A 25,074-nucleotide genomic window follows, 5' to 3' on the forward strand; every position below is an offset into this window, starting at 1 on the left:
CCCATAAATAAGCGATAACGCAGCATCAATGCCAAACAGGGGCTGCCCGAAGGGTTCTGCCTAGGGGCAATTTACTCTTTGTTGCTCGGTTTTTACTTAGCCCACTAGGTTACAAACCTCGCGTCGCGATTAAACCGCCCCTAGTTTGAACAAATTTTAATCCGCAAAGGTCAACAGACCCTAGTAACATGAATTAAGAATGCATGTAAGTGGTGTTTTTGCCGTTTGCCTTAGCCTGATAAACAGCGTTATCAGCATGCTTAAACAGCTCAGTAAACGTGCTGGTACTATCACTCATACATGCACCTACACTGACTGTTAGCCCTTCACTGCCCACTTTAATTTCAGCAATTAATTGGTGTAGTCTTTGGCAAAATATTAAGGTATCTGCACTATGGGTGTCGGGCAGCATAATTAAAAACTCTTCCCCACCATAGCGTGCAACTAAATCAGTTTGTCTGCTTATTTTTTTAAGACATTGGCCTAGTTCTTTTAGCACCCTGTCGCCCTCTAAATGACCATAGGTATCGTTGATCTTTTTAAAATCATCAATATCAATCACTAATAGTGCAACTGAGCGGTGTGTTCTTTTTGCTTGTTCGAGTAATAAAACACTGCGGTAATCCATTTCACGCCTGTTTAATAGCGATGTTAGCTCATCGGTAGACGCTAAAGATTGCAAGCGCTCAGTTTGTGCTTCTAGCTTTTCCCGTGTTTTTATCAACTCATCGTAGAGTTTATCTCGCTGCGTAGCATTAAAAAAGCTCCAGTATATAAACCCCTTTTCGTCAAGCTGAGCATTAACGGTAACCGCCATTCGCTCCCCCTGAGCACTGAGCATAATTAACTGCATTTCTTGGCATTTTTTTTCGTGTATTAAGGTAGGAAGCACATAACTTTGTAAAAATATTTTTGAAGATTTAGTTAGGATTTTGTCAATATACTTGCCAATAAGTTCATTGCAATGCCAGTGTAGTTCCTTTTTAAAATAAGTATTTACATAAACAATTACGTTATCCGCATTGGTCACCAATGCGCCACTTAAAAAGTAATCAGCAGAGTAATCTGTAACTCTATTATCATCTAATTGATGCAGTGGCATTAAGGTTAACTCACAAAGTCAATAATCGAACGGCCGACTGTTTCTGGGTGAGTCATATGAATACAATGACCATGTGCGCTTATAACTTGGAGCGTAGCGTTAGGTATTTCATTTGCGACAAATTCGCCTACAGATGGCGCCGCTAAAGCATCATGCTCACTTTGTAAAACTAATGATGGCTGTTTTATATGTTTAAGCGTCGCGCGATAATCAGATAAAAAAGTGGCTTCTGCAAAGGTTTTTGCAATCAGTGGATCGGTTGAACAAAAGCTCCCCGATAACTCGGCTATAAATTCATCAGGGTGAGAACTACCCATAACTAAAGGTGCTAAATAATTGGCCCAGCCAATGTAATTTTTATCCATCAGGTTAAGTAGTTCATGCAAGTCTTGTTTTTCAAACCCGCCAAAATAGTCAGGGGGTAAATTTAAAAAGCATGGTGAAGGACAAACCATAACAAGCTGAGTAAATAACTCTGGCTGCTCAATGGCGGCAAGTGCCCCAATTGTTGCGCTAACAGAGTGACCTATAAAAGTCACATCGCTTAGAGCAAGTGCGCCACATATCTCAAGTACATCTTTGGCATAGCCATCAAGGGTCGAATAACGCTTTTTGTTGTATTGAGAAATATCAGACTTACCAGAACCTACATAATCAAACAGCACTAAAGTAAAATGTTGCTCAAGCACTGGAGTAACAAACCGCCACATATTTTGGTCACAACCAAATCCGTGAGCCAAAACCAAGGTTTTATCACCCTTGCCAATTATTTTGACGTTGTTTCTTTTGCGTATTTCATTTAAGTGCGGCATTAGAATGATCCTTTTCTTTGTTCACCCAATAAAAGTAGTATATTTATTAAATATAGTGAGGGCTACTGTTTATATAAATAAGTTTAACTCATTGCAAAGCTATATACATCAATTAGTTAGATGAAAAATCATCAAGAGATAAAGTACATACTATTGTATTAAAAAGTGTGATTATTTATTTTGCTTAGGGATAAAAACACACACTTTTGTTAACATTAAATTACATCCTTAGCAGCCGGCATCATCTTAAATAAAATGGCTATTACAACCAAACGGATTAGTTCTGGTGCTCGTACTGCCCACGATAAACTTCAAATACTTTTAATACGGTGTGTTGTTCTTTTGAAAGCGCGTCAAACCAATCGTCAAATAATTCATCATCTTCTTGTTCGCTTAATGCTAAATAATGAGCAAGTAATTCAATGATGTCGTTATGAGAACACCCTAACGAATCAACTTGTTTAGCCAATATACTGTGGTCACGCTCTCTGAGAGTATCCATGACTCCTTGGTCGATTTGGTCTTGTTGTGCCTGAGCGTCACTCATAAAACTACCTCTATTAACGTTATTAAATTCTTATTATTTTGTTCGCTGAGTCTAGTTATAGCAGCCTAAATACTAATAGCCAGTACTTTTGATCTAAGTGCTTATTTTTTGACTATTTTGTGCAAATACACAGCAATTACACTGCGTTTAAGGCTATTTAAAATGATTTGCAAAGGGAAAATAAATACGTTAAATTAAATGATATACTATCACATAGCGCTAAGGCGTTTTATGAAGCCCAATATTCACCCTGATTACCATGTGGTTGCTTTTCATGATACTGCAGCTGATTCTTACTTTATTATTGGTTCAACCATTAAAACCAATCGCACCATAGAAATTGAGGGTAAAACATACCCTTATGTTCCTATTGATGTCTCAAGTGACTCACATCCATTTTATACAGGCAAACAAAAAACGCTCGCTACTGATGGACGCGTTGCGCAATTTAATCGTCGGTTTAAAAACCTCTCTACAGCTAAAAAGGAAAGCAAATGAAAGTTTTAAGTTCATTAAAAAGTGCAAAACAACGACCAGGTTGTCAAATTGTAAAGCGCAAAGGGCGAGTATTCGTGATATGTAAAGATAACCCTAGATTTAAAGCTGTGCAGGGTATGAAGAAAAAATAGCAAGATAAAATAATGCCGAGTTTATACTCGGCATTATTATTAGGGTCTGTTTATTTAACTACAACAGAAAACTCAGGCACTGCTTGAATAACCTTTTTCACGGTACATGTATTCACCGCAGCAATCAGCGCTTTTTTATATTTAGCTGGGAAACCTTCTGGCAAGCCAATTTCGATTGAAAAAAGCTTCTTACCGTTTTCATCTACATTTTCGTTATTTTGTGTCAGTGTCATCCCCTCGGTCGAGATCTCTCTTTGCTGACAAAATTTACGCGCATAAAAACCAGCACACAACACCATGCTTACTAAAAAATAGTCAAACGGTTCTGGATGTTCTGCATCACCACCAGCGTTTATGCTTTGATCGCTTATAACTTCATACTCACCAAACTTAGCACTTAACTTTTGACCATCTAACATTGAAACCGAAATTTCCATTACTAATCCTTATTTTCCAAACAATAATTCAAAAAAGCCTGGAGGCTCGTGTAATTCGTGATATTTTTTGCGCAAATTATCAATCGCCTTAAGTGGTTTTTTTGCCGACTCAAGCCCCTGCTCGTTCGCTACTTTTTTGGCTAACTGGGCTTGAATAAGCACCTTATCTAGCCCTTGCACCGACTTTTCAGCTTCTTTATAAAACTTGGCTTGCTTACTTTGCTCTATCAATTTAATAAATTCATCGATAGCGCCATTAAATTCTGCTAACTGGGTTGCTTCAACACTTTGTTTATAAGCAAGCCCAATGTTTTTCATGGTCTTTTCTAAGTCGCTCATTTCATTTGCGGCAACTGTTTGACTAAATATTAATACCATTAACAACAAAACTGCTTTCATTAATACACCCTAAAAAATAATTGTTGCATACATACTAAACTTACTGAGGTATTATATAGCATAACGCCTAGATGTCATACGGAGCACTTCCACAAGGATAAAATTGGGCTTTAAAAAGTTTACAGAGAAATGTATGTCCTTGTTTAAATTATACCGCCTGCTAACGTTTACCTGCCTTCTGTTGGGTAGTTATAGTGCTTATGCCCTAGAAGTCATATTTATTAACCCTGGTTTTTCTAACACGGAAAATGCACAGAACAGCACCGGAAACTTTTGGTTTGATGTTTCTAAAATCATGCAAAATGCAGCCACTGATTTAGATGTTACATTAACGATAAAATACGCCAACCGAAATCATATTTTAATGAAAGAGCTTATTCAGCAGGCTATAAATGATAAGCCCGATTACCTGATCCTCGTAAACGAAAAAAATGTTACCAGTAAGTACCTCTCTAAAATAGACAGTAAACATGTCCCTATTTACTTTTTATTAAATCGCCCTTCGCCTGCGTCACTCGATATGTTACGTAAAAATGGCACTAACATAGTCGGTAGTATTACCCCAAATAATCGCGTTGCAGGTAAATCATTGATGCAGCAGCTTTATAAAAAGTTTACCAATAAAACAACAACTAGCGCACATATATTGGCGTTATTAGGCGACTATGCAACGCCTGCTTCTATTATGCGCACTCAAGGGTTAATGGATTTTTTAGCGCAAACGCCGCAAGTTACTTTAATCGCTAAAGAGGTTGCCAATTGGTCTGAACAAGAAGGGTTTACAAAAACTTTGGCGTATATGCATCAAGCCCCTGAAATTAACATTATTTGGTGTGCAAATGACGCCATTGCTTTTGGCGCAAAAAGGGCATTAAAACAGCTAAACATGCAATCTCAGGTTATTGTGGGCGGTATTAACTGGGAGGTTCCACCTAATAATGGTTCAGAGCTTGATGTATCTATAGGAGGTCATGTTTTGTTAGGTGCTTATGCTCTGGTTAATCTGTTCGACAACCATACGCAACCAAAGCTTAGTCCTTTGCTTCATCGTTCAGCTGATATTTTTGACCCACTTACTGATGAAAACACCCCCTTATATAAGGCGATAAATACAACAGGTCTAGCAGAAATAAACTTTATACAGTTTAGTAAAACACGCGCTGACTGGCATAAATTTACCATAGAAAATCTACTTTTAGCGCTTGAGCAATAGCACTGTAAAGCCCCTTTACAGTGCGGTTACTTTATTTAAAACTCTGAGTGTAAATTGTTTGCGTTATTTATGCCTTATTAGATAGCCAAAGCGTTTGATAGGGTGCTAACTGCATGGTTTGTAGCGCGTCATCGAGTGTTGTTTTAGAAATTAACTCAACCCATTGCTGAGTATTTATTAAGTTTAAATCGGCTAAGGTTAAGCTTTGTGGCTGACTGCTAATATTATAAACACAAAAAATACTTTGTTGGCGGTCTATACTTTGTCGCCAAAATCCAAATAACCCCTCTCCTAAGTGCAAAGTAAATTGTGTGGCATTAGGATGGAATGCTGCTTGCCTTTTACGCACTGATAATAACTGTTTTATTCCCTTGAACACCTGATGGTGATGGCTATATTTTTCTTCAATCGCCGCTAACAATTTTGATTCTTGCCAGCGATGACGATTAATTGCGCGATTGTGCTGCGAATTTTCAAAGCGCTCATAGTCATTAGTTGTGCCAAGTAAACTATGTATGTATAGCCCCGGTATTCCTTCCATAGCAAACATAATGGCATGGGCACACAAAAAACGCTCAAGGCCATATTTATCTGCGCCATTATGCGTACCTTGTAAGGCATCAAACAAGGCAATATTTAGCTCATAGGGGGTATGTGTACCATCGTGACTGGTGCGCATTGAAACACGACCCCCAAATTGCATGGTCGTACTTACTAACGAAGCAACTTCACTCGGTTGTAATAAGCCTTCAATTGGCCTCAAACCAATGCCATCATGAGAGGCTATAAAATTAAAATATGCGGTACCGTTTTGCGCAGGCGGCATGCTCATCATCCAGTGCTTAAGCGCGGTACTATCACCACTAAGTAAAGTGTGCAATAACAACGGCGGCAAAGCAAAGTTATAAATTGCATGGGCTTCGTTGGCATTACCAAAGTAAGATAGATTTTCTTGATTAGGAATATTGGTTTCGGTAATAATCACTACACTGGGCTCAGCATGCTCAATCAGCGTTCGCAGTAAACGCACCACTTCATGCGTTTGTGGCAAGTTTATACAACTGGTATTAAGTTGTTTCCATAAAAAGGCCACAGCATCAAGGCGAAATAGGCGAATACCGTTATCTAAATAGTGGCGAATAATGCCAACAAACTCTTTTAAAACCTCAGGGTTTTCAAAATTAAAATCCACTTGATCATGACTAAATGTACACCATACATGCTTATCACCGCTTGCTGTGGCGACCATATGTAATAATGGCGAAGTTCGTGGGCGCACTACTTGGCTTAAATCGTCAGTTAAACTGGCTGTTTTAAAATAGTCTTTTCCTGGGTGTGTATCGGTTAAAAAGTTTTCAAACCAAAGGCTTCGGCTAGAACAATGATTAATCACTAAATCAGCCATTAACTTTACATCGTTGGCAATCGCGTTAATATCTTGCCAATCGCCCAGCGCTTCATTAACTTGCGCATAGTTCATTACCGCAAACCCTTCATCTGAGCTGTACGGATAAAAAGGTAAAATATGCAGTGCATTAAGCTGGTGATCGCACTGCTCTTTTATAAAGCGATGCAAGGTTTTTAACGGCGCCTCTAGGGGAGTTCCAACTGCTAACTCACTGTCTTCATGATTTATAATAGAATCGCCATAGGCAATTAAAATAATATCTTGTTCATCCCAGCGATTAGTGTGCGGCGTAGGATCTCGAAGTGGGTTATTACTCAATATCAAGGTGATTAATTCTTCAGCCAACTCAGCTACCGGCATAGGTAACTCAACCCCTTGATAAATAGTATGTAAGTGTTGTTCGACTCGTTGAAAAAACTGTTCCCTAACTATGTCCACAGGCGCCTCGTTTAAGTATACCAATTTAACTGTATTGTTCGTTATCAAGCTCAACGGCTTCTTTTAATCGATCTAGTACATCGGGCATCGCCGAAGCTACACGGTTCCAACTCGGCACAAATGGCGCTTCCATTGGGTTTTCTAAAAAGTGTTGGCCAGCATTCATAATATTTTGTGCAAACATTTCTACCGCTTTTTCTTCTTGGTGAATATCAAGTGTTAAGCCGTTCATTAACGCATCATTATGATAGGTTTCAATAAAGTCTAAACCAATGCGGTAATAAGTCGCTTTTAATGAGCGAATGGTCTCGCTGGTAAAGGTAACCCCCTGGGTCGCTAGCTTTCTAAATAACGCTTTGGTTATATCAATCGACATTTTAGAAAGGCCAGCAGTTTGGTCATCCAGCGATAATTCTTGGTGTTTATGATCGTAATTATCGGCAATATCAACTTGGCATAGGCGGTTATGGGAGTAATTACGGTACATCTCGCTTAATACGCCAATTTCTAATCCCCAGTCACTAGGAATACGAATATCGTTTAATACATCGCGTCTAAACGAAAATTCACCGGCTAATGGGTAACGAAACGAGTCCATATACTCAAGGTAGTCTCTGCTGCCTAATATGGTTTTAAACGAGCGTAATAACGGAGTAACCAGTAAACGCGATACTCGACCATTTATTTTTCCATTGGCAGTACGCGGGTAAAAGCCTTTACAAAATTCATAGTTAAATCGAGGATGTGCAACGGGATAAATTAATCGCGCTAATAAGCCTCGGTCATAAGTTAAAATATCGCAATCATGTAGTGCTATTGACTCAACCTCCGCGGTAGCGAGTTTATAGCCCATGCAATACCACACATTACGGCCTTTACCGAGCTCGCGTGGCGCCACACCTAAAGCTTGAAGCTCTTTATCGAGCGCCTGCAAACGTGGGCCATCGTTCCACAACACTTTATGGTTTTGATCGAGCGATTTAAAAAAGTTCAATGCATAGCGATACTGGCTTTCGTCGGCTCTGTCTAAGCCTATAGTTATTTGCGATAAATACGGTACTTGTTGCAGCTCTTTAACAATATTTTGTAAAGCAGGGCCTTCTAACTCACTAAATAATGAAGGCAATATAAGCCCCATTGGTCGCTGTTTACTAAAGCCAAGTAACTCTTTTTCTAAATCGTCTACGGGTCTATTGGCAATGTTATGTAGTGTTGTAATAATGCCATTTTGATAAAAATCAGCCATGTAAACTATACTCCTCAGAACTGGGTAAAATACTGTTAATACAAGGTAGTGCTGTAATTTCTTCAACCCAGCCTAGCGGTGCCGGCAATTGAGAATAGCGCGCTTTGTTATAGGTTAATTTAACTGGCTTTTTACTCTCTGGATTGGTAATGATGATGGCGATATCAGCCTCTTCTAGCATTTGCTTATCGTTTTCACTATCCCCTAGCGCAATAATGCTCAGCGCTTTAGTAAACTGCGTATTAAACTGCTGCACTAACCATTGCTGAGCCATGCTTTTATCGGTATTTTTTCCAATGTGAACAAAGCGCCCGCCTACTTTAACCTCGTAGCCATATACTGATAGCGCATTGATAAATTCATTTAGTTGCTGCTCATCGCCATGCCAGTAGAGCGGATCTGAGTATTGACGGGTTTGTGCTTGCGTTGCTTGTAGCTGGTTTAATCCTGTCATTTTCATTACCTGCTCACTGGTCAGCTCACTAAACAAACTATATTGGTCGCCGTAGTCTTTTTTTAAGCGTTTTAAATCAGTCCATAAATTACTAATGGGTGCAGCAAACGAGTAACACCAGTAGCCTTGGTATTCGCTGCAGCCAATTGGCCTGAGATTAAAATAATTTTTAGGAATATAAACAGCCGAGCCATTTTCAACAATGAAAGGCTGTGTAATATTAAGCGCTTGTTGCAGTGCCACTACTTCACTAAATGTTTTGCTGGTATTAAATACCACAGGTACACCGCTGTATTGCAGCTCTTGTAATAAGGTATCTACCGCATCGGTGTTGTAATCTCTGTGATTGAGTAATGTGCCATCTAAATCGGTAAAAATGATAGGTTGTACAATACTATCGCTTGTAAGCACCATCGCAGTTACATCTCGATTACTATCGAGCTCTATAAGTGCATTTGCTTTAGCACTAAGGGTGTTGAGGTTTTCACGCGTGATGCGTTCAAAATGAGAAATAAACCACAATAACTGCTCATCAGTCATAGTGCCTGCGCCCTGCCCTTGTTTGGCAATTAACTTGTGTTCTTGCTCTTGGCGCCACGCAAACACATCATCAAAACTCGGGGCTTTGAGCATAATTGTGTAATCGATTTTATCAAAAACGGTTTTATATTCATTGGCTAAACAGCTGTTAATACAGCGACGCCATAACCCTTGTTGATCGTATGATTTTTCTAGCTCGTTAATAGGCTCAACTAAAGTAAAAGGCTGCTGTGGTTCACTGGCTACACACCACCCTTCTAAAATAACAACATCGACCGGCTGACTATTAGTTAACCATTTATTTTTTGCTACGGGTTCATCTTGTTGCTTATCAAAACGCGGCAGCGGTACATTTACTTCAGTATTTAATAAACGGCTAATGGTGTTATCCATCAGCGCAACATCATGTGTACCCGGAACGCCTCTAGTGGCGAATAAACAATGCACGTCTTGCGCTAACTGTTGGCGTTTTTGAGTTGATAAATAAAAGTCATCAATAGAAAGCGCAACACAGTTTAGGTGGGTATTTTGGCTAAACCAAGTTACTAAATAATCACCAAGTGTGGTTTTTCCTGAGCCTTGGCAGCCATTAATTGCGACAAATATAGGGGCTGTTTTTTTACTGGTTAGAATGTCCTGCGCAATAGCAGAAAAATACTGCTCGCTAATATACTGATATTTCAACGGCAATTGGTGTTTTACTAAAAAAGCATTTATATCCACACTCTTGGTCTCCATATAACAATCCCTGAGTCAACTATAGGGTATGACTAAGGAAATGCAGTTACTAGACCAATATTATTTATTGTTACTTTTTAGTAGGTTAAAAAAAAAGCGCATTTAAAATGCGCTTTTTTGGTGCAATATTTTTAGCCACAGTGCAAATTTAACTCTGGTTGCTCTGTGCTTTGGGTAATACTAAGTTTAATACTATGCCTAAAATAGCACACAAGCTCACACCTTCTAGGCTGAACTCACTACTACCTATGTACATACCACCAATACCACAAATTAAAATGAGTGCCACAATACTTAAATTACGCGGTTCACTTAAGTCATCGCCCGATTTAACTAAGGTGTTTAAACCAATAACCGCAATAGAGCCAAATAATAAAATCATTATTCCGCCCATTACTGGCACCGGAATGGTTTGCAAACTAGCGCCCATTTTAGCAACAAATGCTAAGCAAATTGCGATAATGGCAGTCCACATCATTACTTTAGGGTTAAAGTTTTTAGTAAGCATTACCGCACCAGTTACCTCTGAGTAAGTGGTATTAGGTGGGCCGCCAAATAAGGATGCGGCAGACGTGGCTAAACCATCACCAAATAAGGTGCGATGTAGTCCTGGTTTTTTCAAATAGTCTTTTTTTGTAACTTGGCTAATTGCCATCATGTCGCCAATGTGTTCAATAGCAGGCGCAATTGCCACCGGCACCATAAATAATATGGCTTGCCACTTAAACTCTGGTAACACAAAGTTTGGTACAGCTAACCACTGTGCATTACTTACGGCTTCAAATTGCACTATACCCATAAATAACGATAGCGTGTAACCGGCAACAACACCGGCTAAAATAGGTATTAATTTAAATACCCCTTTACCCCACACGGCAAACACTAAAGTAACGAGCAATGAGAACATAGAGATAATAATAGCGCTGTCGTAGGCAATAATTTGTGTGCCACCATCGCCACTTTTACCCATGGCCATATTAACCGCTGCAGGCGCAAGCGCTAGACCAATTACCATAATCACTGGGCCTACCACAATTGGCGGCAAAATTTTATGTAAGGTTTTTGTACCTTTAAACTTCACCAATAAACTTAATAGCATATAAGTAAAGCCCGCCGCCATTAAACCACCCATAGTGGCGGGTATACCCCACATTTGTACTGAGGCAATAATGGGTGCAATAAACGCAAATGACGAAGCTAAAAAAATAGGCACTTGGCCTTTAGTCACAAACTGAAACAACAAAGTACCTAAACCAGCGGTAAACAAGGCTACGCTAGGATCTAGGCCGGTTAAAATAGGCACTAGTACCAATGCACCAAATGCAACAAATAGCATTTGGGCACCGGTTAGAATGGTTTTTATAGAAAATGTAGAATTATTTTGCACTGCTAAACCTTAGTAAACCGTACCGAAAATTTTGTCACCTGCATCGCCAAGCCCTGGGATGATGTAACCTTTTTCATTTAAATGGCTATCAACTGAGGCAGTAAAAATCTCAATATCAGGGTGAGCGGCTAATGTTTTTTCAACGCCCTCAGGTGCAGCAACCAGTACGATTACTTTAATTTCTTTACAGCCCGCTTTTTTAAGCATATCAATGGTGGCGATCATAGAACCACCAGTAGCCAGCATTGGGTCAATCACTAAGCTTAAACGCTCATCAATATTACCCACTAGTTTTTCAAAGTAGGGAACTGGCTCAAGAGTTTCTTCATTACGCTCTAAACCCACTACACTCACTTTAGCCGCTGGGAGTAACGACATTACGCCGTCCATCATACCAAGGCCCGCACGTAAAATTGGCACCACGGTAATTTTTTTACCCTTAATGTGCTCAACTTTAAGTTTATTACCGTCCCAGCCTGTAATTTCGTTATCTTCTAATTCTAGGTTTTTAGTGGCTTCGTAAGTTAATAATGTGCCCACTTCTGAACACAACTCACGAAAACTTTTCGTGCTAATTCCATGCGCGCGCATTAAACCTAACTTATGTTGAACAAGGGGATGAGAAATAACGTGAATAGCCATAGTAATAAACCTAGTGATAAAAAATTTGACGTATTTTATATTAAAACAGGCCGTTTGACTGTTAATTTTAGCCTTGATTTCATAGTTCGTGCCAAAATATTTAATTTAGCCACAACTATAAATATTTTTGTGTTTATGAGTTGTTACTGGCTAACCAATTATTTACCTGAGCGTGCATGTAGCTGTTAACTTTTTTGTGCTCGGGGCTCCACCCAAGTAAAAACCGATAAAAGTCTGCCCACGCCACTGGCCATAAATGAGTCCATTGTGTAACAACATCATCAGCATTAATGTGCGGTTGATAGTCACTCAGAGCTTGCTTCAATTGGCTAAAATAATAATCAAGGTAGTTCTGTGCGTATTTATGAAGCTCAGAATCATCCATACAGCTGGTCATAAAATACATTACATCAATCACCCCAACACCCGCCCCCACATATTGAAAATCGTAACCGAGAATATGCCCTTGGCTATTAGCGGCAAAGTTAGCAAGCTTGGCATCACCATGAATTAACGTTTTATAATCACACTGCTCTAATGCGCCGTTTAACAGTGATGCAGCCTGTTTAATATCGGACTTTTCAGGTAAGTTATTAAATTCATCAGGGCGTGTATCTAAATGCCAATAGCTTCCTTGCGCCCATAAACCATCAAACTTTGTATTTAAATGAAAGGCATTTAAATGAAAGGCATGAAAATGTGCCAACCAGTTTAATATGGCTTTTATATTCTCGGTGGTTGCTTGGCTGTACCCCTGCTTTGAAAAATCTTTAAAAACCAAGGCAAACTCATCGCCCTTGTTGATTGCTTTAATGCATTCAATACTTGCTGCTTGCTTAGGCAATTTATGGCTAAATTGCTTATAAAACGTATATTCAACGTGATAAGAGTCACGCTTCCTAGTCAGTGCAAAGTTGCTTTGTTTAATTTTAGGGTGATTAATGTGATCGGGTACTTTAATCGCTTTAATCACACAGGCTTGCTCATCAAGTTGGCACTTCACAATTTGGCCACAGTCGCTCCAAAGTGAAGTTAGGATTTCGCCAATGGCTATACGTTCAAAATACGGGGTAAGTAACGGAAGATAAAAAGACATAGCCATATTAGGTTGCTAAATTTTAGTTAGTTTAACATTAGACAGTGTTTTAAATAAAAGGTCTTAAAACAAAGCTCTTAATAAATAAGTTCATATGGTTTTAAGCAAACCAGTATATAAAAAACGAATGCTAGTTTTTGAATGGATGGCCAAATTAGTCATACCACAAAAAGCAGCTTGTCATGCGTATTTTGCACAGAACTCTATACAACTTAGTCGCCTACCATTTATAGTTATAGCGTTTACATTTGTATTTATGGCTTGAAAACCAAATTTTTTTAGTACACGCATTGATGCGGGATTATTTTCCAAGACCAACGCTTTCAGCTGAGTAATATTAAATTTACTTTGAGCAATATTTATAAGCTGTGACAAACAAAAACTAGCAGCCCCCTTAGAAGTAAAAGCTTCAGCCACACGATAGCCAACAAACGCTTCATTATTTGAGACGTCCTTAATATTTGCTCGTGCAACTATAATGTTATTTTGAAGTAATACCCCACTATAACCAGTGCCTTCATTCATTTGATTAATTAATAAATCAATGTGCTCGGTAACACCTTTTATTGAATAAAACGACTTAGCTCTAGGCTCAATTAGCGTTTCAAACCATTGCTTATTTTCTAATTCAAAATCTAACAGTTGACTTGCATGATGTTTAGCCAGTTTTTCAAACACCATATGAACCTCTAATCCTTTCGCCAAACAACAGACTTAAAATTGTTAATTAAATTGATGAGGATGTGTTCACTAGAACGGGGGAAGAGCATTGTCCGTTTGATGATCATGCTAAATACCGTTTGTTACCGATAAGTATTTGCTTTTACCGAAACTGACATAATAAATAGTTAAAAAAAGCAATTTGAATATATTACTACCAAAAGAATTTTTAATAATAATTCCTTTGTCAGTAATTGAGGCTACAGGAAAAGTTTGGCTTGAACACCAATCTATTTTCGCTTGAATAGTTTTAGTTGAATCAGGGATGTTTACTGTTTGCGTAACCCCTCTTTTTATAGTGGCAACTTCTACGTCATCCGCAAACAACTTATAGTCTCTCGCCATATCTACAAATTGTTTTGGTCTAAAAACTTGAATATTCATCTAAACTCCATTTAGGTATTTAACACCCCATTAGAGGCAATAAAATAGTTGGTTAAAATAAGCGACGTAGAAACAAAAGCCAACTGTTTTGTCCTGCTTAATGTGTTTGTTGTCTAAATAAAGCTATAAGCAAGTAACCCTACGCCAACCCCTAAACCAAATATAGAGAAGTTGCGTAATATATAGACTTTTTTAGAGATATCATAAATAGTTTTACCTTTTGTTAATGACTCAACTATATAGTCTTGAGCAATTAAAGAGTTAAGAATTGAAAAACAAAAACAACCTAAAGGAATATAAACCTTTGAGCCTAAGGAAAGTACTTTTAATTGAATAAGTATAACAACAGCACCTATTATTGCTGATGATAGCCATGCATACTGTTTTAACAACTCAAAATGTAGCTCTGTTGTAATAGTTTCATTTTGGATTTTATTTTTTTCTACACTTCGAGATTTCTCTATACTATCTTCATTATTTTCGACTTGAACTGATTCTTCCATAATTAGAATAAAACTCCATATTTTGATAAAAACCTAAAGCCCGCATAATGGGCTGATAATTGTTGGCTAAAGTGTATGTAACGAAGCTGAGTCAACTGTTAGCAGTTCCGCGCTTAAAGCGCCTGTTATGTACAGTTGTTGACTGTTGCTAAACCTAAATCTATATTTGCAACAATATAGCCATACTCTTTCTTAGTTAACTTTTTAGCCTGATATTGTTGCTTAGCTAATTCGTGAGTCCAAGCCTTTTCACATGGAGCTAAGGGGATAGCTGTATCAACCATTAAAAGGTGTTTTTCCTGAATAACGCCGCCTTTTTTAACAATGCTTTTAGCGCAAAGGCTTAAAGCATATTCAACAGCAAATTTATCAACACTTGGCATACCTACAAATTCTACATCACAACCAAGTTTCTCATTACCTTTAGCATCAATATAATAAAGCTGGCCTGACGTAGTACAACCAGATATAAATAAGATGATAACGAGTAATAAAATATGTCTGATATTCACTTTGCCTCCTTGTGCAAATAAGCCCGTATAAAGGGCTAAAACGTAACGGCGATTTAGTTAAACTTGGCCAAGCCCAAACTCAATCCCCGTGTAGTTTTGATATCCTAGCGAGATTGCGAGCATTTTGATGTGTTTGTTATTTGCCAGACCTTGAATAGATTGATAGCAAAGGAAACTTACTTTCACCAAAGTTGATGGTTAACGATAGTGTCTCATCTGCTTTGAATGATTGTAAAAACTCCAATGGTGCAATTCGTTGCCCGTCTGCAACGATAGCCATTAGGTGTTTATTAGTTAGACTTCTTCGACCTGATGCCATATTAGTCAAAGTTACTACCGCCCAACGCTCACCAGAATCATTACTCATTAATACAAAGTTATTTACACTAAAATCACTCTGCTCTGGCTGAATGTTTGATTCGTTTGGAAAGGCCAAATCAAAACTATTAGGTACAACTCTATCAATGGAAAGTACCTCCTCACCTGAATGGGCACCGAATGTACAAACCAGCAATATCAAAGACATCCTTCTCAACATAAATTCTCTCCTAATTTCATATAACACCTTACAACAGGTGCTCATGGGAGCGTTTTGGCCGTTGTTTGGCCAACGAGCATTTGTCCCTGCCTGATTGCTTGTTAGCTATTCTGTGCACTTGAATTGATGATATCAACTATCTTTTTAGACATAGCTTCTAACTGTCTAGAAGTTGTAGCACCGAATATTCCTTCACTAAACTCTGAACGAGTGTCTAGTTGCGATTCACTAACTATTTGGTTTGTGGATAGGTCTACGAGCTTAACGTTTAGCATCAATTCGGCATCACCTACCATTACACCTGCCATAAATCGACCAAACCCTGAAACATAACGAAAATGCTCTATTGTTATTTCCACGGAGATATCAGCCTGATTAGATGAGTTGCTTGGTATCAAATTACCTTTGTAATCTGTAGTTATTAATGTATTAAGTTCAGTGATACTTTTAGTTAAATCTCTACTTTTAGAGATTGAATTAGATGAGGATATAGCTACTGATATACTATTTGGTATGGCTCCTTGCTGCATGTTCGATGTTTTTACTGATTGCTTAATGTTTGCAGCACAACCCGCAATTAAGCTTACTAAGATGATTAAAATAAAGTTTTTCATTGAATGCTAAATTTCCTTGAATAGCTAACGCCCTAATAATGGGCAAAAAATTGTTGGCTAAAATGTTGAGGAACGAAAACAGCCAACTGTTTTTTGTCCTTATTAATTAGCTTGTTAGCTAACTTTAATTATGAATCTTGACTTTATTAATCTGATTGCCACTACTATCAGTCGTCACTATAATATTATCACCTTGCGACAAAAAGACTGACTTGTGGTCGTTTTTAGATGAAATTAGCACTCTATCCAAGGGAACTTCATCTTTATGGTTAAATTTAAAAACGTCAACCATACAAGGGTACGAATTTTTACAATCATTTGTGCTTACGTTGTAATTAACTCGGCCTAAAGAAGCCCACTTTGGGCGTCCATTAAGATAACTTGTCCTTGGCCAAAAAATTGAAATATCCCATTTATTCGAATCAGAACTCCAAACTTCGTTACCTTTTACAAATATAAATGGTTCTTGCAATTCGACGTTTTTAACAGCTCTAGAATACGTAGGATGTTCATACTTAGTATTACTTCGTTCTATACGTGTAGTTTGATCGATGGTCAGAGTTTCTAAACCTGTGTACTTTTTAAGTTTACTTGCTAGCCATTTTTCCTCATTTATATGAGAGTAACCAACATGGATAATGATTTTTGCGTCGGGGTCTTTATCAAATACTTTCTCTTTGAGGGTTAATGCAGAATTAGTTTCCCGCTCATCAATTGTATTAAGTTTACTTGGCTTATGTTGGTCATATGAAACAATTTCAAATCCAACTTCTTTTGCTGAAAGCACTAAATTTGCGTATAGGGCTTCACGTGTATAATAGCCAACTTGCTTAGTTATAAAGCCTCTATCAATTTGCAGAGTCGCGGAGCTACTTAATGTTTCAGCGGCAAAGTAGCGATAGCCTTGTTTCCATAACCCCTTTAGTAGGCGGTAAGTTAAAACTCTGTGTTGTGCAATATCATGAGCTTCATTGACCATAACGATTTGATGTGTTTTAGCCCGTTCCAAAATTTCGACTACAGCACTTTTTGCATTATAGTTAGCTAAATCTTCAACACTAGAGCTTTCTATTTCAGCAGTTTTATCTCTAGTAATTAAGGCATTACTATGTGAACCTGCAAAAGAATACTCAACACTAAGCCCTTGCATAATAATATCTAAAGCGATGGGATTGTTAGAAAAATCTTTGGCAAAGTCTTCAGTGAATGAGATTTTCTCAACTAAAGTTGTATCTTTCGTTTGTTCTTGTATTTGGTTGCCGATTTTTACTGCCTGTAAAAGAAATTGTTCGTGATCATGTTCTTCAGAGAAAGCGGGACTAGAAGCAAGTAGGCAAAATAGTATTATTTTTTTCAAATTAAATCCTTTTATTCGAAATTTAATGCTCAACGGTATGGCAAGTTAGCTAACGCTTGCCTAAGCGGCAAATAAACAATGGGTTAATATTATTGAGCGCAGCGACAATAACCCATTGTTAATTGTCCGAGCGAGCTTGTGAGCGAATTGAGGCTCTTGTTAGCTTTCGCTTGCACCTGCTTGTTGGACTATTTGACCTGTTAAGGAAAAATGAACCTCAATATATGTTGGCTGGATATTTTCAATTTTATATTCACCACCCAGCATCCAAGGCTTAGTTAAACTATAAATTTGGTTGTTTGATAAGGTTTTCCCTGACTGTATTAAATCACCTACCATTTGAACAGCAAAATGCTCTATGACGAACTCTTTGTCAGCTAATAACTCATTGAACTCTTCGGGTGACTCAGCTACTTGGGCAAACTCTCCGCCGCCTGTATCAAGCCAGAAAACTTGACCATTATTTAGGTTTTGAACGAATGCATCACCAGAAGCAGAAAGTAAAATAGGTAAGTATCTACCGCCTAATAACCACTCCCAATCTAATAACAATGAATCTCGGTCAAGGTGCGAGAAGTCTACTGTTAGATCATTTAATGTCATCCGAACTTCCTAGAAAGCTAACGCCAACCTAACCAGCGGCGTGCTGGCGCAGTTTTTTGCGTCTCTTTTGCGAAAAATGCGACAGTGTTAGCCGTCTGGTTTAGGTTCTTGTTATGTGCAATTTAAAATATAATATCAGGCTGATTTTTTTGATCCTGATAAGAAGTAAATTTAATTGCGCGCGCAGACGTCCCTTTATCTCTTAACCCTAGTTCTTGACAGATAATTCTATAAATCCCTTTGGGGAATCCCCCATCAAAATCCCATTCATTATCATCATTTGCCATCGTAACTATGCCTGCAATATTTGGATATTGGTCACCCAACTTATTACTCGTAATGTACTTAGAAAGCTCGCTACTTAATCTAAATTCTTTTTCTGACATATCATTTAGTAATTGTGATAACTCTTCAGATTGAACAGGTGTAAAAGAATATTTAGAAGCTAATGATTTTGCGCTTAACGTGTCGGCAGTTGGTAGTTCTTCGACTGGAGGCTTGCTTATAGCTATCAAATTGTCAGCGTACTTTTCTAATATAGATAAAGTATGTTCCTGAGGTATGTCTTTAGCATCAGCCCAAAATTCTAAAACTTCTTTTCCCTTCTTTCCATCTTTACAGATAAACCAAAAATATAAATCTTTGATTGCTCCATCGGTAAATTTAACTAAATCACCTTCAAATTTCTTTACCGCTTTGATGTGGAAAAATATTTCTTTCTTATATAGAGCTGAATCAGGGCTAATAGGCTTTATAAACCCAAATCCATTATCCAAATATTTAACAACTTTTCCGAATTCTAACACCTAGATTGACTCCAAATTCTGATTTCCACATAACGCCACAATAACCGAGCGGAGCTAAACGTGATATTGTGAGCAAAGCGAACTACGCTTAGCGAAGTCCGGTTGATTGTTTTGTTATATTCATTTCCCGCCAGCTGCCTTGGACAATTTTTCTACAATTGACGGGAGTTCTTTTAGGCTATCTAAAGCACTTTTTATATCTACCTCTTTAGCTTCTTGTCTTTTTCTCGCTTCACAATGATTTTGTTTTCTTTGGGGATCCACCAATAATTGTGCTAAAACGGTTTTAATATAAATAGTATGCTCTTCTCCCTTTTTTTCATCTGAAGATAGCTGTTCAGAAAACCCGACCAATGATTTAGTAAGTACGGTTTTATAAGCGTAATCTTCAGCAATTTTCTTTTGTTTAACATACTGGCTAGCGCAAAATATGGAGCCACCAATAAGAATAGGGAGAAGAGAAATACGACCTATAATTAAGCTCGTGGATATATCATGATCTACGGTAAGCCAAACACCTAGAGCAGCGGAAGAAAATAGGAATAGCATTGCACCAAACACCCACGCCCCCATGACCCACGGATTTTTCGCAGCGGTATGCTGAGCGATAAATGCTGCGCTGAGCCCTTCAGCAGTTTTGTATTCCAAGGCTTGTTTGGCTGTTTTTATGAGATTTTTGGCTTCAGTAAGATAATCTTTCTGCTGTGAAGTATAATTAACCAATGTAGCCTCAAATTCTTTTGACTTTGAACTTTGATTTTCAATCTGATTTTCTCTGGCCGCTATTTTTTGGCTAAAACTGTCAATCAGCTCTGAATGGGATCGCACTTCAGTTAATAACTCTTCAATTTCAGAGCTATTAGCTTTATCCGTTTCAAAATTATCGATTATCGTGTTTCGTGTTTCTTCAGATTCAACAATAAGTTCCTCTAACGTCGTTTGTCGTTCGGTAAGAGTTTCGTTTTGACTCTCGATCTCATTCTTTAATGACTGAGCTGTGCTGGTAATCTCCAATATTTCCTTGTGAGCTTCTTTAGATTCACTCAGCAATTCGGTCAGTGATTGGATTTCTTTCTGTAACTCATTCGTTCGCTCTATAAATTCATCAAACCGTTCATCTGTGTATCGAATCGCATAACCGCGTAAAATAGGCTTAAGAGCTTCAATATGATTACACGCAGAAGCTAAATCCTCATCGGTAAGGTAATGATTTAAATTGCTCAGTTGTTTATTTAGTGCAACCCTCTCAGGGTGATTTGAGCATTGAAGAAAACGCTTTGGAGCTCTTAGCAACCCACCAATATCAGTAACAATTGAATCCACTCCAGCCACAACACCTCGCGCGTCATACTCAGATTCAGGGCCGAAGGTTCTTCCTTCAAATTCCCGGACTTTTATGGCCTTAACGCTCGCTTTTAGTAAATCTCTTGTGGATCTTAAATTTTCTATAGAGTCGACTTCCATAATTTTCCATTATTTATGATGTTAGTACCCATTGAATATAACAATTTTATAGTGTGCTCATCGCGCATATCTCTGCCAGCGCCCCACTAATATATTTATTAATTTCTTTTCAACAAATAAGTTAACACATTGCCAACTTTAAACTTTTAGTCAGGCTGTTCTTTTAATACAGTGCAGAAAAGAGGAAAACGTCCTCATTTCTTGGCTTTGAAAGAAAGCACCAAAATGCCACGTGTTGCGAATCTGCTTAAATTGTTTGTTATGTTCGAAGTTTAACGGCTGTGCCAAATACTAATATTTCTGATGCCCCATCAGTAACTGAGCTAGTTGTAAATCGTATTCCTACTATTGCATCGGCATTTAACTTTTTTGCATCTTCTATTAATCGTTCTACCGCTACATTTCGAGCTTCCATCAACATCTCGGTATAGCCTTTGAGTTCGCCGCCCACAATTCCTTTTAAACCAGCCATGATATCTCGACCAACATGTTTAGACTGAACCATGTTACCATTAACGATACCCAATACAGCTTCGATTTCCTTGCCAGGAACAGTTTCCGTTGTCGTATAAATCATAATTTTTCCCTAAAACATAACAGCTCATTAAACAGCACTTTGGGAGTTATAACCCTCAAAACAGCGTATATTATATACGCTCAATAATTCCACTAAACAACTCTAATGTAAACAAGTAATTACGTAACTTATTTACCACCCATTGTTAAAATACACTAAAACAACGTTTAATAATGTTCTGTACCATTAAATTAGCCGCCATTAGTTATGGGCTTAAATTACACCCATAAAAAAGCCCCGCTTGATGTTACTCAAGCAGGACTCCACACTAATTTTGTATCAATAAAAGCGCCTAAACTGCAGGCGCTTTGCATTATTGAATTTTATTGGTTAACCACGCTTTTAAGCGGATTAACTGGCTGTGCGTTGTCGTCTAGGATGTTCATATCGAAGTCGAACTCATCAACACGAATCGCTTTTTCACGCTTTTTGTTGTAATCACTTAACTGAACAAATTCAGCGTCGTTAATTACTTTTGCAGCAAGTGCATTTTCAAGCGTGATTGAAAAACGCGTACCCGGCTTAAAGGTTTTAGCACGTAGCGCTTTTTTCACTTTTGCTAACAGCTCTAATGATGCCATTTTAGCTTTGTAAGCTTGCTCGTTGATGTGATGACCATCACCTTCAATTGGCTTAACTAAATGTGTTATTTGCGCTTTAAATGCTGTATCAAGCTGAGCTTGTTTTGCTAATTCACGAATTAAATCATCGCTAATTTTTGGCATTTTAGTTGAGTAGTTCATAGTAATGAAACGAATGAACTTACGAGTACCACTTGCAGGGAAGTTATCTAAGAACTTGTGCAATGCTTCTTCTGCACTTTGTAGTGCAAAACGAGTCGCATAATGGAAGTAAGGAGCCGCTTGCTCACGCTCGCTGCTTGCTACTTTTTGCTCGTAATACTTAATAGATGCCATAGCTGCGTACAAGAAGCTCATTACATCGCCTAAACGTGCTGAAAGCATTTCAGCTTGTTTTAATTTACCGCCAAGTACTAGTAATGAGAAGTCGGCATAGACAGCTAATTTAGCTGATAGTTTATGTACTGCTTTTTCGTAGTCACGTACTTCTGGTAATGCAGAGCTTGCGCCAGCAGTAAACGGTAGCACACCTAAGCGGAAGGCTCGTAAGCTGTTTGCTGTGCTGTAACCAATTGTTTTACGTAAAATACCGTTAAATTCTGCATCTGCGTTTTTGTCATCGCTATGAATAGACTCAACCATAGACTGTAGGTATGGGTGACAACGCATAACACCTTGACCAAAGATCATCAGGTTACGAGTAAGAATGTTCGCGCCCTCTACCGTAATGGCAATTGGCTGCGCCACATAACCGCTAGCAAGTGTGTTTTGAGGACCATTCTGAATTGCTTTACCCGCTTGAATATCCATTGCTGAGTCAAGCACATCACGGCCAAGCTCTGTCATATGGTATTTAGCAATTGCAGTCACTACCGATGGCTTTAAGCCCATGCCTAAACCTTCAGTTGTAAGTACTCGCATTGCTTCTTGTAGGTATGTTTTACCTGCGATATCAGCTAGCTTTTCCTGAATACCTTCAAATTGACCAATTGATAAACCAAACTGTTCACGCACTGCTGCGTACTCAGAAGCTGATTTAAATGCAACTTGTGCCGTACTTACACCCAATGCTGGTAATGAAATACCACGACCTGCGCCTAAACAGCTAACTAGCATTTGCCAACCGCGACCGATGTTTTTCTGACCACCGATAATAAAGTCCATTGGTACAAATACTTTGTTACCACGTGTAGTACCGTTGTAAAAACGGATACCCATAGGATCATGACGGTTACCAAGTTCTACACCAGGGTGCTCTTTTGGAATAAGTGCACAAGTAATACCTAGGTTTTCTTTGCCCCCCAATAAACCATCAGGGTCAACTACTTTAAACGCTAAACCAAGTACAGTAGCAATTGGTGCGAGTGTAATGTAGCGCTTGTCCCATGTAATTTCTAGGCCGAGTACTTCTTCGCCGTTATACATGCCTTTAGTTACGGTACCTACATCAGGAATACCGCCTGCATCAGAACCTGCTTCTGGGCTGGTTAATGCAAAACATGGAATGTCTGTACCATTTGCTAAACGTGGTAAGTAATGTGCTTGTTGCTCATCTGTACCGAAGTGAAGTAGTAACTCACCCGGGCCTAACGAGTTTGGTACCATTACAGTTACAGCAACAGCTGAACTTTTCGTTGCGATAGTACCTACAATTGTTGAGTTAGCGTATGGGCTGAACTCTAAACCGCCAAACGATTTAGGGATGATCAGCGAGAAGAAACGCTCTTTTTTCAAAAACTCTAAAATGTCGTTTGGTAAATGAATACCATTTTGAATGACTGAATCATCAATCATGCCTAGTAGTTCTTGTACTGGACCGTCTAGAAACGCTTGTTCGTCTGCGGTTAATTTTGCCGCAGGTACATCGCGTAGCGCGCTAAAATCTGGTTTACCTTGGTAGATAGACCCTTCTAGCCATACATCGCCAGCGTCTAGCGCTTCTTGCTCAGTAACTGAAATACTTGGTAATACTTTTTTTAATTTTGTACGTAAACTCATAACGAACTCATCCGACCAGATAAATAATACCTACATTACGTCATAAAAATCGGTTTAGATCAATTACTCTATTCAATTAATTAACAGTTTTTGCAATTTATTTTCTTTACCTGAACGTAAACTGTTGAAATAAAAAGGCTTACACCTGTACGCTGAATTATTATTTTTTTTGTTAAAAATTTAATAATTCTGGTTGTTGGCGCCGCAAATACGGATTTGGTAATAAAGTAGAAACAAAAAAGCGCAGCCTAAAATTAGGCTGCGCTTTTTAAATATGGGAATGTGAGTAAACCTAGCTTATTTTAACCACTTGTTTACCTGTAAAACCACCTGCTAACTGGTTGTTTAATGCGCTAGAAACAGCCTTTGCGTTAAAATCAACAGCTAATACTTCTGGAGGAATTATTTCGCCATTAGAGACCGTTTCAAGCAACAAATTACCCATAAAACTCATGCGCTGCTGCGCGCATAGGCTATTGGCTAACCACGCGCCACCTAAGGATACAATACTAATATTGGGTGCTCTACGGTACATTAGCTGCTGTTCAAAATTAGGCAGTGGATTTAAACAAGCAATACGACCACAAAAACGCATTAGCTCGATATTTTGAATGGTCGATTCCCCACCCATAATATCAATAACGGCATCAAATCCTTGTGGGCCAAGCTCTCGGCGAATTTTGTCACATAAGGTTTTGTCGTTGTAATCAAAGACTACATCAGCCCCTAGCTGCTTAACCAATTTGTGGTTACGCTTGGAGGCGGTTGTAAATACATCGGCACCACGCTGCTTTGCAAATTGAATAGCAAATTGACCTACAGCACCTGCCCCGCCTTCAACAAAGAGGGTATCGCCTTCAGTTACGGCTAATTTATCTAAGCTGATAAGCGCTGCCATTCCGGCGCAGGGCAAAGTAGCAGCCTTATCACTGGCTAATTGCTTGGGAATGATAGACACTGCATAATTAGGCACTTTTGCGTATTCGCTCAATACCCCTTGCTCACCAATACTGGCGTGCCACATTACACGCTCACCCACGCCAGGAAATACGCCTTTACCCGCTTTAACCACTACACCCACTGCATCCAAGCCTAAAACATGCGGATATTGCCACAGACAAAAGCCAGATTTAGCAAATTGCGCATCCACCGGATTTAAACCAACATACTCCACTTTTACTAACAGCTCATTATCTGTGCATTGAGGCACAGGCAATTGAATATCCGTTAAGTGAATATCCTCATTAGGCTCTATTAAGGCAATAGCCTGCATAGATGAAGGAATAGTATTTAGGTTTGTAACTACAGTATTAGGCATCAAAAACTCTA

Annotated in this window: 27 protein-coding genes; 3 read left to right on the top strand and 24 right to left on the bottom strand. The window is 38.6% G+C overall.

The window, feature by feature from the left end; genetic code table 11:
* Positions 1-193: 193 nt before the first annotated feature.
* From CWB78_RS00005 to CWB78_RS00015, 3 genes are all read right to left on the bottom strand, one after another.
* Positions 194-1,102 carry a GGDEF domain-containing protein gene (locus tag CWB78_RS00005; protein ID WP_138593864.1) on the bottom strand — a complete coding sequence of 303 codons (909 nt, stop codon included), beginning with the start codon at positions 1,100-1,102 and terminating at the stop codon, positions 194-196.
* 5 nt (positions 1,103-1,107) lie between these two features.
* A complete protein-coding gene (locus tag CWB78_RS00010; RefSeq protein ID WP_010388977.1) occupies positions 1,108-1,914 on the bottom strand; it encodes an alpha/beta fold hydrolase in 807 nt (268 codons plus the stop codon).
* A 277-nt stretch (positions 1,915-2,191) separates the two neighbouring features.
* Positions 2,192-2,461: a hypothetical protein gene (locus tag CWB78_RS00015; protein WP_010388978.1), complete on the bottom strand. Its 270-nt coding sequence runs from the start codon at positions 2,459-2,461 to the stop codon at positions 2,192-2,194.
* Positions 2,462-2,692: 231 nt separating this feature from the next.
* Here CWB78_RS00015 and CWB78_RS00020 point away from each other — a divergent pair, with 231 nt between their 5' ends.
* Positions 2,693-2,959 (top strand): type B 50S ribosomal protein L31, encoded by a 267-nt coding sequence (locus tag CWB78_RS00020; RefSeq protein WP_008463845.1) that lies wholly within the window; start codon positions 2,693-2,695, stop codon positions 2,957-2,959.
* Positions 2,956-3,090, top strand: a complete 135-nt coding sequence (gene ykgO, locus CWB78_RS00025) for a type B 50S ribosomal protein L36 (RefSeq protein ID WP_004586489.1) — start codon at positions 2,956-2,958, stop codon at positions 3,088-3,090. The genes CWB78_RS00020 and ykgO overlap by 4 nt, the downstream gene beginning before the upstream one ends.
* A gap of 50 nt (positions 3,091-3,140) precedes the next feature.
* Here ykgO and CWB78_RS00030 read toward each other — a convergent pair whose 3' ends face one another.
* Positions 3,141-3,527: an OsmC family protein gene (locus CWB78_RS00030; RefSeq protein WP_138593865.1), complete on the bottom strand. Its 387-nt coding sequence runs from the start codon at positions 3,525-3,527 to the stop codon at positions 3,141-3,143.
* 9 nt (positions 3,528-3,536) lie between these two features.
* The gene (locus CWB78_RS00035) at positions 3,537-3,926 is read right to left on the bottom strand and encodes a cytochrome b562 (protein WP_054201221.1); all 390 of its coding nucleotides are present in this window, start codon (positions 3,924-3,926) and stop codon (positions 3,537-3,539) included.
* A 133-nt stretch (positions 3,927-4,059) separates the two neighbouring features.
* Here CWB78_RS00035 and CWB78_RS00040 point away from each other — a divergent pair, with 133 nt between their 5' ends.
* Positions 4,060-5,139 (top strand): ABC transporter substrate-binding protein, encoded by a 1,080-nt coding sequence (locus tag CWB78_RS00040; protein WP_138593866.1) that lies wholly within the window; start codon positions 4,060-4,062, stop codon positions 5,137-5,139.
* Between the two features lie 67 nt (positions 5,140-5,206).
* On the opposite strand, the gene CWB78_RS00045 is transcribed toward CWB78_RS00040, so the two are convergent.
* The 19 genes from CWB78_RS00045 to CWB78_RS00135 all read right to left on the bottom strand — a co-directional run bounded on the left by CWB78_RS00045 (position 5,207) and on the right by CWB78_RS00135 (position 25,063).
* Positions 5,207-6,985: an alpha-amylase family glycosyl hydrolase gene (locus CWB78_RS00045; RefSeq protein ID WP_138593867.1), complete on the bottom strand. Its 1,779-nt coding sequence runs from the start codon at positions 6,983-6,985 to the stop codon at positions 5,207-5,209.
* 25 nt (positions 6,986-7,010) lie between these two features.
* Positions 7,011-8,231 (bottom strand): glycosyltransferase family protein, encoded by a 1,221-nt coding sequence (locus CWB78_RS00050; RefSeq protein WP_008115311.1) that lies wholly within the window; start codon positions 8,229-8,231, stop codon positions 7,011-7,013.
* Complete coding sequence (locus CWB78_RS00055; protein WP_138593868.1) at positions 8,224-9,963, bottom strand: HAD-IIB family hydrolase; 1,740 nt, start codon at positions 9,961-9,963, stop codon at positions 8,224-8,226. The genes CWB78_RS00050 and CWB78_RS00055 overlap by 8 nt, the downstream gene beginning before the upstream one ends.
* A 148-nt stretch (positions 9,964-10,111) precedes the next feature.
* Positions 10,112-11,350 (bottom strand): uracil-xanthine permease family protein, encoded by a 1,239-nt coding sequence (locus tag CWB78_RS00060; RefSeq protein ID WP_055011979.1) that lies wholly within the window; start codon positions 11,348-11,350, stop codon positions 10,112-10,114.
* Positions 11,351-11,359: 9 nt separating this feature from the next.
* Positions 11,360-11,992 (bottom strand): uracil phosphoribosyltransferase, encoded by a 633-nt coding sequence (gene upp, locus CWB78_RS00065; RefSeq protein WP_008466150.1) that lies wholly within the window; start codon positions 11,990-11,992, stop codon positions 11,360-11,362.
* Between the two features lie 133 nt (positions 11,993-12,125).
* On the bottom strand, positions 12,126-13,088 hold the full coding sequence (locus CWB78_RS00070; RefSeq protein WP_171040276.1) for a protein kinase family protein: 963 nt from the start codon (positions 13,086-13,088) through the stop codon (positions 12,126-12,128).
* Positions 13,089-13,268: 180 nt separating this feature from the next.
* The gene (locus CWB78_RS00075; protein WP_249930359.1) at positions 13,269-13,793 is read right to left on the bottom strand and encodes a GNAT family N-acetyltransferase; all 525 of its coding nucleotides are present in this window, start codon (positions 13,791-13,793) and stop codon (positions 13,269-13,271) included.
* A gap of 84 nt (positions 13,794-13,877) precedes the next feature.
* On the bottom strand, positions 13,878-14,192 hold the full coding sequence (locus tag CWB78_RS00080; protein WP_008466158.1) for a hypothetical protein: 315 nt from the start codon (positions 14,190-14,192) through the stop codon (positions 13,878-13,880).
* 113 nt (positions 14,193-14,305) lie between these two features.
* Positions 14,306-14,695 (bottom strand): hypothetical protein, encoded by a 390-nt coding sequence (locus CWB78_RS00085; RefSeq protein WP_138593870.1) that lies wholly within the window; start codon positions 14,693-14,695, stop codon positions 14,306-14,308.
* A 125-nt stretch (positions 14,696-14,820) separates the two neighbouring features.
* A complete protein-coding gene (locus CWB78_RS00090; protein ID WP_138593871.1) occupies positions 14,821-15,207 on the bottom strand; it encodes a hypothetical protein in 387 nt (128 codons plus the stop codon).
* Positions 15,208-15,343: 136 nt separating this feature from the next.
* Positions 15,344-15,733, bottom strand: a complete 390-nt coding sequence (locus CWB78_RS00095) for a hypothetical protein (RefSeq protein ID WP_138593885.1) — start codon at positions 15,731-15,733, stop codon at positions 15,344-15,346.
* 113 nt (positions 15,734-15,846) lie between these two features.
* Complete coding sequence (locus CWB78_RS00100; RefSeq protein WP_138593872.1) at positions 15,847-16,359, bottom strand: DUF4410 domain-containing protein; 513 nt, start codon at positions 16,357-16,359, stop codon at positions 15,847-15,849.
* A 124-nt stretch (positions 16,360-16,483) separates the two neighbouring features.
* Positions 16,484-17,716 (bottom strand): hypothetical protein, encoded by a 1,233-nt coding sequence (locus tag CWB78_RS00105; RefSeq protein WP_138593873.1) that lies wholly within the window; start codon positions 17,714-17,716, stop codon positions 16,484-16,486.
* A 159-nt stretch (positions 17,717-17,875) separates the two neighbouring features.
* On the bottom strand, positions 17,876-18,319 hold the full coding sequence (locus tag CWB78_RS00110; RefSeq protein ID WP_138593874.1) for a T6SS immunity protein Tdi1 domain-containing protein: 444 nt from the start codon (positions 18,317-18,319) through the stop codon (positions 17,876-17,878).
* Between the two features lie 122 nt (positions 18,320-18,441).
* Entirely contained in the window at positions 18,442-19,125 is a 684-nt protein-coding gene (locus tag CWB78_RS18860) for a S1 domain-containing protein (protein WP_212750853.1), read from the bottom strand.
* 120 nt (positions 19,126-19,245) lie between these two features.
* The gene (locus CWB78_RS00120) at positions 19,246-20,589 is read right to left on the bottom strand and encodes an AAA family ATPase (RefSeq protein ID WP_138593875.1); all 1,344 of its coding nucleotides are present in this window, start codon (positions 20,587-20,589) and stop codon (positions 19,246-19,248) included.
* 259 nt (positions 20,590-20,848) lie between these two features.
* Complete coding sequence (locus CWB78_RS00125; RefSeq protein ID WP_008112402.1) at positions 20,849-21,166, bottom strand: heavy metal-binding domain-containing protein; 318 nt, start codon at positions 21,164-21,166, stop codon at positions 20,849-20,851.
* Between the two features lie 323 nt (positions 21,167-21,489).
* The gene (locus CWB78_RS00130; protein WP_138570231.1) at positions 21,490-23,745 is read right to left on the bottom strand and encodes an acyl-CoA dehydrogenase; all 2,256 of its coding nucleotides are present in this window, start codon (positions 23,743-23,745) and stop codon (positions 21,490-21,492) included.
* Positions 23,746-24,037: 292 nt separating this feature from the next.
* Complete coding sequence (locus CWB78_RS00135; protein ID WP_054201230.1) at positions 24,038-25,063, bottom strand: zinc-binding dehydrogenase; 1,026 nt, start codon at positions 25,061-25,063, stop codon at positions 24,038-24,040.
* Positions 25,064-25,074: the final 11 nt, after the last annotated feature.

It is taken from the genome of Pseudoalteromonas sp. S1612 (assembly GCF_005887175.1).
Classification (GTDB): Bacteria; Pseudomonadota; Gammaproteobacteria; order Enterobacterales; family Alteromonadaceae; genus Pseudoalteromonas; species Pseudoalteromonas undina.